Origin of the sequence: Bradyrhizobium sp. 27S5, assembly GCF_037217225.1 — a bacterium.
GTDB classification, from domain to species: Bacteria; Pseudomonadota; Alphaproteobacteria; order Rhizobiales; family Xanthobacteraceae; genus Bradyrhizobium; species Bradyrhizobium septentrionale.
The window spans coordinates 464,559-477,912 of sequence record NZ_CP147714.1; the positions used below are offsets into that span (position 1 = coordinate 464,559).

10 protein-coding genes are annotated in these 13,354 nt (G+C 64.9%); 7 read left to right on the forward strand and 3 right to left on the reverse strand.

Annotated features, from left to right (window positions below):
• The first annotated feature begins 225 nt into the window (after window positions 1–225).
• From WDM24_RS02230 to WDM24_RS02250, 5 genes are all read left to right on the forward strand, one after another.
• Window positions 226–993 carry an enoyl-CoA hydratase/isomerase family protein gene (locus WDM24_RS02230; protein ID WP_166211837.1) on the forward strand — a complete coding sequence of 256 codons (768 nt, stop codon included), beginning with the start codon at window positions 226–228 and terminating at the stop codon, window positions 991–993.
• Window positions 994–995: 2 nt separating this feature from the next.
• Window positions 996–2,207: a CoA transferase gene (locus tag WDM24_RS02235; RefSeq protein WP_338694825.1), complete on the forward strand. Its 1,212-nt coding sequence runs from the start codon at window positions 996–998 to the stop codon at window positions 2,205–2,207.
• Between the two features lie 189 nt (window positions 2,208–2,396).
• Complete coding sequence (locus WDM24_RS02240; RefSeq protein ID WP_338830287.1) at window positions 2,397–3,815, forward strand: UbiA family prenyltransferase; 1,419 nt, start codon at window positions 2,397–2,399, stop codon at window positions 3,813–3,815.
• Window positions 3,816–3,817: 2 nt separating this feature from the next.
• Window positions 3,818–5,203, forward strand: coding sequence for an FAD-binding oxidoreductase (locus WDM24_RS02245; RefSeq protein ID WP_414645672.1), 1,386 nt, complete (start codon window positions 3,818–3,820; stop codon window positions 5,201–5,203).
• Complete coding sequence (locus WDM24_RS02250; RefSeq protein WP_338830289.1) at window positions 5,203–5,949, forward strand: SDR family oxidoreductase; 747 nt, start codon at window positions 5,203–5,205, stop codon at window positions 5,947–5,949. Before WDM24_RS02245 ends, WDM24_RS02250 begins: the two co-directional genes overlap by 1 nt.
• On the opposite strand, the gene WDM24_RS02255 is transcribed toward WDM24_RS02250, so the two are convergent.
• Window positions 5,930–7,183: a glycosyltransferase family 87 protein gene (locus tag WDM24_RS02255; protein WP_338830290.1), complete on the reverse strand. Its 1,254-nt coding sequence runs from the start codon at window positions 7,181–7,183 to the stop codon at window positions 5,930–5,932. The genes WDM24_RS02250 and WDM24_RS02255 overlap by 20 nt on opposite strands.
• Window positions 7,184–7,369: 186 nt before the next feature.
• Here WDM24_RS02255 and WDM24_RS02260 point away from each other — a divergent pair, with 186 nt between their 5' ends.
• Entirely contained in the window at window positions 7,370–8,209 is an 840-nt protein-coding gene (locus WDM24_RS02260) for a tetratricopeptide repeat protein (protein WP_338694835.1), read from the forward strand.
• A gap of 476 nt (window positions 8,210–8,685) precedes the next feature.
• On the opposite strand, the gene WDM24_RS02265 is transcribed toward WDM24_RS02260, so the two are convergent.
• On the reverse strand, window positions 8,686–9,378 hold the full coding sequence (locus tag WDM24_RS02265) for a hypothetical protein (protein ID WP_166216271.1): 693 nt from the start codon (window positions 9,376–9,378) through the stop codon (window positions 8,686–8,688).
• Between the two features lie 341 nt (window positions 9,379–9,719).
• Between WDM24_RS02265 and WDM24_RS02270 the strand changes: the two genes are divergently transcribed.
• Window positions 9,720–11,255 carry an aspartate ammonia-lyase gene (locus tag WDM24_RS02270; protein WP_338830291.1) on the forward strand — a complete coding sequence of 512 codons (1,536 nt, stop codon included), beginning with the start codon at window positions 9,720–9,722 and terminating at the stop codon, window positions 11,253–11,255.
• Between the two features lie 182 nt (window positions 11,256–11,437).
• Here the strand turns inward: WDM24_RS02270 and WDM24_RS02275 are convergent, their stop codons facing one another.
• A complete protein-coding gene (locus tag WDM24_RS02275; protein WP_338830292.1) occupies window positions 11,438–13,273 on the reverse strand; it encodes a di-heme-cytochrome C peroxidase in 1,836 nt (611 codons plus the stop codon).
• Window positions 13,274–13,354 lie beyond the last annotated feature (81 nt).

The following is a 13,354-nucleotide window of genomic DNA, read 5'->3' on the forward strand; positions in this document are numbered from 1 at the left end:
TGGCACAGTTTGACAGGCGGATGAATCGGCTCTTCCGGCCGCTTGGCAATTTTCGACATCATAATTGGCAGAGCTTGACGTTGTCACGCTTGTTATGATGAGCGACATTCAAACCGTTGAGAACGGCGGGAACTGTACAAAGCAGCCCGCGATGAGGAAACGCCAGCCGGCCGCGGTTCTGCGGCGGAGGCCGGCTGTTGGCCCTGGATCGAGCGAGGGAACGGCATGACGATTGTAACTCACGAGATCGACGGCAAGGTCGGCGTGGTGACGCTGGCCAAACCGCCGCATAATCTGCTCGACGATCAACTCATTAATGCAGTGGTCGGCGCCTACCACACAGTGGTCGCGGCCGGCTGCCGCGCCATCCTGCTGCGCAGCGCGATGCGGCATTTCTGCGCCGGTGCGGAGATGGCGTCCTGGGGAACGGGCACCAAGCTGCATACCGATCAGGCCGGGCTCGAAAAGGTCTGGCGCAGCCTCGAGGATGTGCCGGTGCCCACGGTCGCCGCCGTCAACGGCGGCGCGCTCGGCGGTGGCCTCGAACTCGCGTTGACCTGCGACATGATCGTCGCTGCCGACACCGCCTTCTTCGGCCAGGTCGAGGTGGCGGTCGGCTTGCTGCCGCTGCTCGGCGGTACCCAGCGGATCGCCCAGCGCGCCGGGATCGCGCGCGCCAAGGAGATCTCGATGCTCGGCCGGCGTCACACGCCCCAGACATTCGAGCGCTGGAACATCATCAATCTCGTCGTCCCGGAAGCGGAGCTTGCGGCGTCGTCGATGATCCTGGCCCGGCAACTCGCCGCGGGCCCGACCAAGGTCATCAACGGCATCAAGATGCAGGCGAACCTCGAGGCGCGCGGCGGCATCGCCGCCGCCGATGCGCGGCAGGTCGAGATCAACGACATGATCTGGCAGGCCAGGGATCGGCAGCGCGGTGCCGATGCCTTCTTTGCATCCGGTCCCGCAACTGCCGTCTTCGAGGGAGACTGACGATGTCCGCTGCACCGCTGCAGGGCCTGCGGGTGGTTGATTTCACCCGCGTGCTGGCCGGCCCGCATTGCACCAAGGCGCTGCGCGACCTCGGCGCCGAGGTCACCAAGATCGAGCCGCCATCCGGCGATATCGGCCGCGCCGGGCTGCCTTTTGTGAACGGCATGGGTCTGTATTTCGTGCAACAGAATGCCGGGAAACGAAATCTCAGCATCGACTTGAACTACGCCGAGGCGCGCGAGATCGTCGCCAGTCTGTGCCGCGACGCCGACGTCATCGTCGAGAATTTTCGGCCCGGCACCCTGGCGCGGTTCGGCTTCGGCTATGACGACGTCCGCGCGTTCAACCCCGGCATCATCTACGTGTCGCTCAGCGGCTACGGGCAGTCCACCTCCTGGCGAAACAGGCCGGCCTTCGCGCCGACGGTGCAGGCCGAGACCGGCCTCACCTCGATCGTGCAGGATCATTTCGGTGCGGCATTGTCCGAACCGCGCGGCGATTCCTGCAGTCATGCCGATGTCTATACCGGACTGCAGGGTGTGATTGCCGTGCTCGCCGCGCTCCAGCATCGCAACCGGACCGGCGAAGGCCAGCATGTCGACGTGTCGATGGCCGCGACCATGCTGTCGGTCAACGAGCGCGCCGGCGCGATGCTGTCGGAGGTCGATACCGACGGTGAGCCGATCGCGCTCTCGGCCAACGAATCCCACATCTTTGAAATGTCCGACGGCACGCGGTTGACGATAGCCGCCAGCCCGATCTATTCGCCGATGTTCACGCGCTACTGCGCGATGATGCGGCGAAGCGATCTGCTGGCCGATCCGCGCTACGCCACCGCCAGGCTGCGCAGGGAAAACCTCGCAAGTCTGCTCGCCGAAATTCGTGCCTGGCTCACGACATTCGAAAACCTCGAGCAATTGCAGGCGCAGGTGAGCGAGGCGGGGCTTGCGGTCGGGCAGGTGAGAACCGTCAACGAATTCGCAAGCTCCGACTGGGTCAAGGAGTGGAATGCGGTGGTCGAGGTCGACGACCGCGCCGGCGGGCTGGTGCGCATGCCGGGCAACCCCTGGATCTTCAGCGGCTCGGAGCTTCCGTCCCCCGGCGTGCCCGCCTATCAGGGCGAGCATAATGAAGCCATCCTCGATGAGCTCGACGTCCCGTCCGAAACCGTCCGGGATCTGCAGCAGCGTGGCATCCTGCTCAGCCGCCGATAAGCGTTTCGGGCTGTCGTCCCGAAGCCGTCCGCGGGCCGCTGGCCGGCCGCCGTTTCGTCGCGGCCGGGAATTGGCCGCGAAGCCGCCCTGGCCGCGCCTGCCATTCCGCGCCCAAGTTCACCCGACAAGTTCACCCGGCGTTAGGGAAAGCCCGGGACAATGGGGAGGAGGCACCGGAACACCGCGCGCATGCGAGCTAGTTTTCCAGAACGGGTTGAGCAGGGCGATCGCGGCGCCCTCCGCGATCCGTTGCCGTTAAGGAGCCGGCCGCTCGTCGTCGATGTCGACGAGGTCTTGATCGGGGAAAGCTCCTTCCCGGCGGATTTCCCGTCCGGGATTGCCGGCCGCTTTCGCGCCATCGCGGCGGCGATTGCCACCGCCTTCGAACCGGAAGCGCGATCGGCGCATGCCGCTGGCGTCTCTCGCTTCGATCCATCCCGCGCGCAATTCGACCGCGACGCCGTGAGGTTCCTGTTGCAGGTTTTGGGTGAAGGCCGCCCGGTCTATCTTTGCTCGGAAACCTATGGCGAGCCGTTCGTCAGCGCGGTTGCCGAGCATCTCGGCGTCTTCACCGCCTGGGCGGCCGCGCCGGGGAGCCGGTCGCCGGCCGCACAGAGCGACGACTTTCCTTCCGCGCTCCGTCAAGGTTTCGACTACATCGGCAGCGCGACGGCCGCACTGCCCGATTTCGCGTCGCCCGTGGCGCGCCCCGCCGGATCCGAGTCGGCTGCGCCTCCGCGCGCCGATGTGCGCAGCTGGCTGAAGCTGTTCAGGGTGCATCAATACGCCAAGAACGCCCTGGTGCTGGTGCCGCTCCTGACCGCACACAAATTCGCGCTGGGGTCGGCCGCAACGTCGCTGCTCGCCGTGATCGCATTCTCGCTCTGTGCCTCGAGCGCCTACATCCTGAACGACCTTCTCGACATCACGGCCGATCGCGCCCATCCGAGCAAGCGCAACCGTCCGATCGCAAGCGGCACCATCACGCCGTCGCAGGCCGTCCGCGCGATGGCCCTGGCGCTGGTCGGCGCGTTCGCGATCGCCATGCCGATATCGATCGAGTTCGGTGGCGTCCTGCTCGGCTATTTCGCGCTGACCACGTCCTATTCGCTCTGGCTCAAGCGCATCGCGACCGTCGATGTCGTCGTGCTTGCCACGCTTTACACCGTGCGCGTAATCGGCGGCGCGGTCGCGATCGACGTGCCGATGTCGGAATGGCTGCTGGCGTTCTCGCTGTTCATCTTCATGTCGCTGGCGCTGGTGAAGCGCTACACCGAGCTCGCCAGCCAGCCGGACGGCGCCGTGCTGGCGGCACGCGGCTACCAGATCGAGGACAAGGCGATGGTCGCGATCCTTGCGGCTGCGTCGGGCTTCAACGCCGTCGTGATCTTCACGCTCTACATCTCGTCCGATACGGTTCGCGCGATGTACAGCCATTCGCAACTGCTTTGGGTCGGCTGCCCGATCCTGATGTACTGGATCGGCCGCGTGATGTTGTTCGCGCAGCGCGGCCTGATCGACGACGATCCGGTGATGTTCGCGCTGAGGGATCGCGCCAGCTGGGTCGCCCTCGGCGCGATCGGCGTCATCATGCTCGCCGCCATCTAGCAATGTCGGCGGTTGCCTTGCCAGGACGTGTGAGTGCGGCCTCTGGTCCCAGCGGGATCCGTCTCTCCGGTTGGGGCAATTATCCCAAAGTGTCGACCGAGCTGCTGGCGCCGCAGACGCAAGCAGGCGCGCGCGACTATCTGCTGGCGCGGTCCGGCGTCGTGGCGCGCGGGGCAGGGCGGGCTTATGGCGACGCTGCGATCGGTGTGCAATCCACGATCTCGTCACGCGGCCTGAACCGGATGCGCAGCTTCGACGCGGCCACCGCCCGATTGACGGTCGAAGCCGGCGTGACCATCGCCGACATCCTCGCCGCCTTCGAGCCGCGCGGCTTCTTCTTAAAGGTCGTGCCCGGCACGAAATTCGTGACGGTGGGAGGCGCGATCGCCGCCGACGTGCACGGCAAGAACCACCATCGCGACGGCGGCTTCGGTTCTATCGTCGATTCCTTCCGCCTCGCGTTGCCGGGCGGCGAGATCGTCAGCTGCTCACGGTCGGAGAACGCTGCGCTGTTCGCGGCGACGCTGGGCGGCATGGGCCTGACCGGCGTGATCCTCGATGCGACGCTGCGGCTGCTCCCGATCGAGACGGCCTGGCTGCGGCAGGACACCCGCGTCGCCGGCCATCTCGATGCGGCGATCGATCAGTTGGAAAGCAGCGCATCGGCCACCTATTCGGTGGCCTGGATCGACTGCCTTGCGCGCGGCGCGGCGCTCGGACGCTCGCTGGTCTATCTTGCCGAGCACGCCACGCGCCGCGACAAGGACATGCTCCGGCCCGATCTCGCGCCGTTCCCCAGCCCGCGCACTCAGCGGCTGTCGGTGCCGGAGCTGTTTCCCGGATGGCTGCTCAATCGCGCATCGATGCGGGCGTTCAACGAGCTGTACTTCCGCCGCGGCGCGGCGCGGCAGGGCGAGCCGCGGCTGGTCCATTGGGATCCCTATTTCTTTCCGCTCGATGCGATCGCCGACTGGAACAGGATCTACGGCCGGCGCGGCTTCGTGCAGTATCAATGCGTGATCCCGCTCGACCGCGCGCGCCGTGTCCTTGCCGAAATCCTGGACCGCGTATCGCGGCGCGGCGATGCGTCGTTCCTGGCCGTGCTCAAGCAGTTGGGCGATGGCGGCGGGCCGATGTCGTTTCCGCTTCGCGGCTATACGCTAACGATGGACTTTCCTGTCACCGACACGCTGTTCGCGTTTCTTGACCAGCTCGACGCACTGGTGGTCGATGCCGGCGGCCGGCTGTACCTCGCCAAGGACGCGCGGCAATCGCGCGCGACATTCGAATCCGGATATCCCGGCCTCGCGGCCCTGCGGGAAATCCGCCGGCAGACTGGGGCAAATACGCGCCTCGTGTCGCATCTCTCAGCACGGCTTGGAATTTGATGACCGACACAAGATCAGTTCTGGTGATTGGCGGCAGCTCGGACATCGGGCACGCGACCGCGCTGCGCTATGCCAAGGAGGGATGGCGCGTGATGCTGGTGGCTCGCGATGTCGAGGCTGCCGAGCGCAACGCGGACGACATCAGGACGCGAAGCGGCGTCGAAACGTCGGTTCAGGCGCTGGACGTCTTGCAGACCGGGCAGCTTGCCGGCTTTGTCGCCGGCCTTCCTGTGCTGCCGGATACGGTGGTGTGTGTCGTTGGCGAGCTCGGCGACCAGCTGCGCGCCCAGGCCGATCCGGAGCTTGCGACGACGATCATGCGCACGAATTTCGAGGCGCCCAGCCTGCTGCTCGAACGGTTCGCGCAAGCGTTCGAGACGCGCGGCTCGGGCACCATCGTCGGGGTCAGCTCGGTCGCGGGCGATCGCGGGCGGGCGTCGAACTACTATTACGGCGCGGCCAAGGCCGGCTTCTCGCAATTCCTGTCCGGCCTGCGCAATCGTGTGACGCTCGCCGGCAAGGTCCGCGTCGTCACCGTCAAGCCCGGATTCGTGCGCACCAGGATGACGGCGCATATGAAATTGCCCGCTCCCCTGACCGTGCAATCGGATCGGGTTGCCGAGGATATCTTCCGGGCGGACGTGACGAAGCCGCGTGACGTGATCTATGTGGCGAGGCGGTTCTGGCTGGTGATGACGATCATCTGCGCGCTGCCGGAGTCGATTTTCAAACGGATGCGCATCTGACACCGGCCTCGGTGATCGCTTCCGTTCTTGAACTGCGCAGCAGCACAATTCCGACAATCAGCACAATCAGCGGAACGATCGCGAAGCCGCCGATCGAGAGCACGTCGAGCCAGTCTGCGCCTTGGTGGGACGACGCCATCTGCGTCGCCTGCAGGTAGCCGGCCGCCCCGATCGGAATTGGCAGCGCGTAAATGATCCCCCGTTCCCACTCCCGCGCGTTCGCCAGCAGCGCCGGCAGCAACAGCGCCAGGCCGACGCTGAAGACCAGGAAATCGTAGTCGTAGGCATAAGGGCTGATGCAGACCGAGACGATCGCGGTGAGGCCAAGGCTCTCGCGTGCGGGCATCGTGCGGTAGACCGCAATGAGGACGACGGCGAGCGCCAGCACGGCGACGATGCCCTGGGCGACAAACGATCCCGACGCGGACAACCCCGCCGTTCGCAACGCCGCATAGATCGAGATCATGCGATGCATCGGATAGTTGCCTTGCTCCAGGAACACCGACGAATCGCGTACGCTCTGCAGGAACGCGCTCCAGATCTCGACGCCGAACACCGCCGTAGAGATCGCTGAACTGATCAGCACGACGGCGGCGGCCGTCATCACGACCATCCAGGAGCGCCGCAGGATCGCGTAGACCGCGAACGCGATGGCGAGATGCGGCTTGATGATCATGAGACCAAGCGCCGCTCCGGCGACGACTGGTCGCTCTTCGAAGAACAGGCAAACCATTCCGATCAGCGCGGCCGTCAGCAAGCCGTTCTGTCCGCATGCCAGCGTGATCCCGATGGTCGGGAAGAAGACGATCAGCACGAGCACGAACTGGCTTCCGGCAAGGCGGCGCAGCACGGCGAGGTAAAGCGCCAATGTCGAGCCCGCGAACAGCAAATAGGCGATCCCGATCGGGATCAGCGCAAACGGCGCCAGCAGCAGGCCAAATTGCGGCGGATAGGTCCACGACATGAAGCCGTTGTGCCCGCCCGAGGCCTCTCGCTGGATGACGATGAGCTTCGCGAACCGATAGGCCTGGTCCATGTCGCCGAGCCACACCAGCTTTGCGGTGATGTAGAAGGCGGCAAAGTCGACAAGTTCGCGGCCATGCCCCAGCCCCACCTGCCACAACCACACCGATTTCAGAACGATGGCGATGGCCAGCAGCGCGAGGATTCCACGTGTGTAGGCGGTTCGCTTCGAGGCGGTCGACTGAATTGTTTCGAGGGTTGTTGCGAGCATCAAGCCGGGCCCTGTTACGGCAATTCAGGCTAGATCGAATAGGTTAAGCAGTCGAAAAACCGGGCGGAACCGGGTAGTGCCAAGGTGCCCGGTTCGACCGGCGCCGGTACCCTTCATGCGACTTTCGCTGGACGCTCCGTCGGCACCAATGGTAACGGCTGAGATGACCATTTGATCGAGAGCCGCATGCCGAAACCTCCGCCTCCTTCCGCCAATCGCGGGCCCGGCCCATCCCCGGTCCTGCAACGTGCCGTGGTCGCGTTGCAGATGGGGCAGGTCGTCGAAGCCGAGCGGCTGGCGGCGGAGGTGTTGAAGGCAAACCGGACCGATGTCGGCGCGGCCACGATCCTGGCACGGGCGCTGATGGCGCAGAACCGCAACGAGGAGGCGATTGCGCCGCTCGAGCGAGCCGCCCGCCGCGTCGAGGATGCCGGTATCGAGACGCTGCTCGGCGCGGCGCTCGGCGCCGTCGGCCGCCGCAGCGAGGCGATCGATGTGTTGCGGCGAACCACCGCGCGGCGGCCACCTTTCCTTCCCGCATTTCAGGAGCTGGCAGGGCAATTGGCCGCGGCCGGTCGCGTCGACCAGGCGGTTGCCGTCATCGAGAGCGCGATCGCTCTCGCGCCTGGGACCCTCGAGTTGCAGATCTTGCTCGCGCAGCTGCTGCCCGATTGCAATCAGCGCAACCGAGCGCGCGAGATTCTGGAGAAGCTGCGCATTGTGGCGCCGGGGCATCCCGCTATCCTGCCCGCGCTCGCGCGTGTGCTGCTGCTCGATGGCGAATACGCCGGTGCGGCGGAGCTCTACCGTCAGGTGCTGGCGCAGCGCCCTGACGACCCCCTGACGCGTCTCAGCTACTCCGCCTGCCTTCTGGAAATGGGCGACCGCGCCGCCGGCGAAGCCAATCTGCGTCTGGCGCTGCGCGGCCGGCCGCAAATGATCGGCCGCACGACGGCCGCGCTGACCATGTCATCGCATGGCCGCTTCTTCTTCCGTCCCAGCGGGTTTGCAAAATTTCTGAGCTAGGCGGTTCAGCCGCTGGTGCACGGAATTGTAGGATTGGTAGAGCGAAGCGAAACCCATCAATTGCACCCGCGCAGGTGAGATGATGGGTTTCGCTGCGCTCTACCCATCCTACGAGACTGGCGGTCTGTCATCGACTGGTTTGCGTTGATGGGAGCGGAGTTGGTCGCGCCCTGCGCCCTCTGCGAGAGGAGAGGGCGGAAAGAAGAGCAAAGCTCGGACAGATCATGTCGCGAGAATACAAAGCTGCGTCCCCATTAAAGCTGTCATCGCCCGGCTCGACCGGGCGATCCAGTACGCCGCAGCCTCTCGGTTCAAGCACCGGCGTCTCTGGAATACTGGATCACCCGCATGCGCGGGTGATGACACCGAGTACTTGGCTGTTTGACATTGAATCAGCTGTGAATCGCCCCACCCCCGAGCAAAGCCTTCGCCTTTGTCGCTGGAGGAGGCAGCGACAAAGGCCGTGCACGCCCGGTCTACGTCCGAAACTGCCGACGATACAGCCCAGACTCGCGGGCGATCCTCTTGGACAGTTCCTGTGCGCGCGATGTTTCATCCGGCGTCATCGCCGCGGTCTGCGGGACCCAGTTTTCGCGTTTCACCGGGAAGCATTGCGCAATCGGCGTGCCCTTGGGCAACACGCCGTTGAAATTGGTGTCGTGCCAGCGTGCCGGGAAATGAATCCAGCTGTCGTGAAACAGATCGCAATCGACCAGGCCGGTCAGTGTGGTGAAGGGCAGGTCGAACCGATTGACCGGATGCGTGAAGAACAGCGAGTAGCCCGCCGGCGCCTCGATGGTCCACAGATTGACAAACTTGATGACGAAGCGGTCGGCCTCGAACAGCGGCGAGCCGACCACCTGGCTTTCGTCGTGGAATCCGACCGGCGAGCGCGGGAATTCGAGCTCGCCCCCGGCCGGAAGATCGTTGTCCCATGTGATCGCGCCATTCTCGACCTTGAGATCGCACACCAGCGGCAACAGGAAACCTGATGTCATCGCATCGACGAATGGCGGGCAGCGCTTGACGGTATCCTCCTCGCGATTGCTCATCGCGTTGAAGGACTGCGTCGGCATCGCCTTGAGCCATCCTGGAAGACCCAATGACGCGGGCACCGGCGGCGGAATCTTGCCCTCGAGCTCCGCCGGACAGCGGAATTTGATGGTCATCGCTTCGTTGTTGTTGGACACGGCTTTGGCCCTTGGTTCGTTCAATGTCGGCAGCGCCCTTGCGCCAGTCGATGCTGATCTAGCACGCGATGACGCCGCGGAGAAAGCAGCCGCATCTGCCGCGGCGCGAACCGCGGTATGGAGCTATAAGCTGTTGTTATCGTGACGGATAAGGCAAGTCCTCTATTCCCGGTTCGACGCACGCCAATGCTGCTTTGTCGCGTCGTTCCGTTCGCCGGTGTGCAAGACTCAACCGACAGGCATTGGCTTTCGATGCCTGTCGGGCGCATCATGGCGGGTGTCGCTGACGACGGGATTTGCAAGAGGTAACGGAGGGACCGATGGCCGAATCGAAGGTTGAGACCGCCAACACCGCGGGCGCCGCGCCACCCTCCGGCGAGAGCGGCGGCGTGAGCGAGCTTGCGATCGCAACCGTCCGCACCGTGCCGATCGAGCAGGCGCAGTCTCGCACCGAGCACGATCTGCTCGGCGAGGACGATGTGCCGGCCAACGCGCTGTGGGGCATCCATACCAAGCGCGCGGTGGTGAACTTTCCGATCACCGGCGTGCCGGTCGGCCATTTCCCGGAATTTGTCCGCGCACTGGCGCTGGTGAAGCAGGCGGCCGCCCGCGCCAACAAGCGGCTCGGCTATCTCTCGCCCGAAAAGGCCGATGCGATCGACAAGGCCTGCACCCTGATCGCGACCGACAAGGTCTATGCCGAGTCTTTTGTCGTCGATGCGATCCAGGGCGGCGCCGGCACCTCGACCAACATGAATGCCAACGAGGTGATCGCCAACGTCGCGCTGCGATTGATGGGCAAGAAGCCTGGCGACTATCACACGCTGCATCCGAACGACGACGTCAACATGGCGCAATCGACCAATGACGCCTATCCGACCGCGCTGCGGCTCGCGGTGATTTTTGCCACCCAGCCGCTGGTGCGCGCGCTGGATGACCTCGCATATGCCTTCAAGGGCAAGGCGGTGGAATTTGCCGACGTTTTGAAGATGGGTCGCACCCAGCTCCAGGACGCGGTGCCGATGACGCTCGGTCAGGAGTTCGACGCCTTCCATGCCACCGTGAAGGAAGACGTCGCACGGCTGAACGAGATCTCCTCGCTGTTCCGCGAGGTCAATCTCGGTGCCACCGCGATCGGCACCGGGATCAATGCCGACCCGCGCTACGCCGCACTTGCGGTCGAGGAATTGTCGCGGCTGTCCGGCCAGCCGATGGTGCTGGCCTCGAACCTGATCGAGGCGACGTCCGACCTCGGCGCCTTCGTGCTGTTCTCGGGCGTGCTGAAACGCGTTGCGGTGAAAGTGTCGAAGATCTGCAACGACCTTCGCCTGCTGTCGTCGGGGCCGCGCACCGGCATCGGCGAGATTCGGCTGCCCGCCGTGCAGGCCGGCTCATCGATCATGCCCGGCAAGGTCAACCCGGTGATCCCCGAGGTGGTCAACCAGGTCGCTTTCCTCGTGATCGGGCACGATCTCACGGTGACGATGTGCGCCGAAGGTGGCCAGCTCCAGCTCAACGCGTTCGAGCCGACCATCGGCTACTGCGTGCTGAGCTCGCTGCGCATGCTGACCGCGGCGATCGACACGCTGACCAAGCGCTGCGTCGACGGCATCGAGGCCGATCGCGAGCGCTGCCGCAGCCTGGTGCAGGGCTCGATCGGCCTGATCACGGCGCTGGCGCCGGCGCTCGGTTATGAGGCCTCATCGCGCGTGGCGCGCCGCGCGCTGAAGGAGAACCGCTCGGTCGCCGATATCGTGCTGGAGGAAAAGCTCCTGACCGAGGCGCAGCTCAACGAGTTGCTCGAGCTCGAAGCCATGACCCGCCCGGCGCGCCGGCAGCCGGTGCCGAAGGGGTGAGGGGGCTGCGAAGGAGCTGTGCTCCCTCTCCCGCTTGCGGGGGAGGGCCGGGGTGGGGGCTTTCTCCACGAGTCGCAATGCGGAGAGAGCCCCCACCCGCATCGCATCTTCGATGCGCTGCGACCTCCCCCGCAAGCGGGAGAGGTCGGCCGCGAGACCGATGCAAGCAAAGCCCATCCTACTCAGAGCGTCTTGATGAACTCGATCAAAGCGCGGCGCTCGTTTTCCGTCAGCTCCGGCCCGATCACGCCGGCACGCTTCTCGTTCGAGAATTCGTGTCCGGAGTTGCTGTTGCCGCGCTTGGTGGTGTCGAGCACGAAGCCGTTCTTGACCTTGTCCTTCCAGGCATAGCCGAGATCCTTGGGATCATACTCGCGGCTGCCGAGATAGAAGGTCGAGGGACGCTCCTTCACCGGCGACAGCAGTGCGTAGATGGTCGGGACCGATCCGTTGTGCAAATAGGGCGGCGTCGCCCAGATGCCGTTGAGCGGCCGGACCTTGTAGGCGAGCGGCGCCTGGATCTCGTTCGGCCGGTAGCCGTTGATGCGCTTGCGATCCTCCGGCGGAGTCTTGTTCTGGTCGTACCAGTAGTTGACGGCCTTCTCGACGAGGTCGCCGAGCGCCGGTCCGAAACTACCGTCCTTGATCTTCAGATTGGCCGGCGTTTCGACCGTACGGTGTGCCAGGCTCTCGGCCTGCGCGCCGTCGGTGCCGATAAGGCTGATCGGAATCATCTCGACGTCGAGCAGCGGCTGGCCGGCGTCGTTCTTGATCCAGCGCTTCTTGTCCTTGAACAGCGCAAAGGCCTCGCTCGCGGGCAGCGCCTTGCTGTCGATCGCCGGGCCATGGCAGCCCTGGCAGCGCGTCTTGTAGAGCCCGCCGCCTGTCTTCGCGAGATCCATGTTGATCGGCGGCAGGATGTTCTCCGGCCATTTCGGCGACGCCAGGCCGCCAAAGCCCTTGTCCTCGCTGGGCGGCTCGCCGGCGATCATCCGCTCCATCTCGTGCAGCACGTCTACCCGCGCGCTCGACTTGAACAGGCCCCTGGATTCGTCGAGCAGATTGAGCTCCGCGCTGACGCCGAGCGCCTCGCCGGCATTGCGCACCATCGGTTGCATGATCGAGCCGTCATATTGCACCCAGCTGAACCATGGCGCGTTCCAGATCCGCGGGAAATGCACCGGCGCCGAATGCGAGGCGTAGTTGTTCGGATTGTTCAGGTCGATCGAAAACACCTGGTTGCCGATCCGGTTCAGCGCGTCGAGCCGCGCATAGCCTTCCTCGACGCTGTTGGCGGCGACCTTGGTCTCCAACGAGTTGATGTTGGCGTATTGCTTCAACACCAGGTCGAGTTGGCCGCGCAGCGCCATGCGCTCGTCGAGGCTCGCATCCTTGCCGAGGATCTCGTCGGCAAAGCGCGAGAAGCGGCCCGGCCAGAACCGGGTCAAGAGCAGCGAGACGCCGACGCTCTTCTGGAATTCGAACAGATTGGTGTTGGCCGGCCCGCCGTCGATCACGATCTCGGTACCGCGATAGGTGAAGCTTCCGGTGTGACAGGCCGCGCAGGTCAGCCCGAGCCCGGTCATGTCGGCCTTGCTGTGCGGGTTGCGCCAGGGCGTGCCATTGGCATCCGCCATCGGACTGCCCTGCGCGAAGCCGATCGGCAGCGCATCGGGCTTGCCCGGGATCACAGTGTCGGGAATAAAGCCGAAGCGGCCGAGATAACTAGTCTCGCTGAGCCGCGGCGGCGCCGTGAACAGCGGCCAGACCGTCGGCTGCTCCAGCGCCATGAACCATTCATGGGGAATGCCGAAGGTCCGGGTGCCCTGGTCGGCGTGGTAGAACCAGCGCAGCCGCTCGGCGCTGACATTCTGATCCAGCCACACGCTCTTTGCCTGCGGCTGGTAGTCGACGACCTTGACGCGGAAGCCGCTTACCACCGTCTCGATATCGTCCTTGAAGTAGAGGACGCCGGCGACAATCAGCAGTCCGATGAAGAAGATCGTCTTGCGAGGCATGCCCCGTCCCCCGATTCGTGGTACCCGCGCGTCATATGGACGAGATGTTAAAAATCGCCGAAAACAAGTTCGCGTTCTGCG

What these genes read in the sequence shown, in the direction of transcription:
- WDM24_RS02230 (WP_166211837.1), top strand. Translation starts at nt 226, where the DNA reads ATGACGATTGTAACTCACGAGATCGACGGCAAGGTCGGCGTGGTGACG.
- WDM24_RS02235 (WP_338694825.1), top strand. Translation starts at nt 996, where the DNA reads ATGTCCGCTGCACCGCTGCAGGGCCTGCGGGTGGTTGATTTCACCCGC.
- WDM24_RS02240 (WP_338830287.1), top strand. Translation starts at nt 2,397, where the DNA reads ATGCGAGCTAGTTTTCCAGAACGGGTTGAGCAGGGCGATCGCGGCGCC.
- WDM24_RS02245 (WP_414645672.1), top strand. Translation starts at nt 3,818, where the DNA reads ATGTCGGCGGTTGCCTTGCCAGGACGTGTGAGTGCGGCCTCTGGTCCC.
- WDM24_RS02250 (WP_338830289.1), top strand. Translation starts at nt 5,203, where the DNA reads ATGACCGACACAAGATCAGTTCTGGTGATTGGCGGCAGCTCGGACATC.
- WDM24_RS02255 (WP_338830290.1), bottom strand. Translation starts at nt 7,183, where the DNA reads ATGCTCGCAACAACCCTCGAAACAATTCAGTCGACCGCCTCGAAGCGA.
- WDM24_RS02260 (WP_338694835.1), top strand. Translation starts at nt 7,370, where the DNA reads ATGCCGAAACCTCCGCCTCCTTCCGCCAATCGCGGGCCCGGCCCATCC.
- WDM24_RS02265 (WP_166216271.1), bottom strand. Translation starts at nt 9,378, where the DNA reads ATGACCATCAAATTCCGCTGTCCGGCGGAGCTCGAGGGCAAGATTCCG.
- WDM24_RS02270 (WP_338830291.1), top strand. Translation starts at nt 9,720, where the DNA reads ATGGCCGAATCGAAGGTTGAGACCGCCAACACCGCGGGCGCCGCGCCA.
- WDM24_RS02275 (WP_338830292.1), bottom strand. Translation starts at nt 13,273, where the DNA reads ATGCCTCGCAAGACGATCTTCTTCATCGGACTGCTGATTGTCGCCGGC.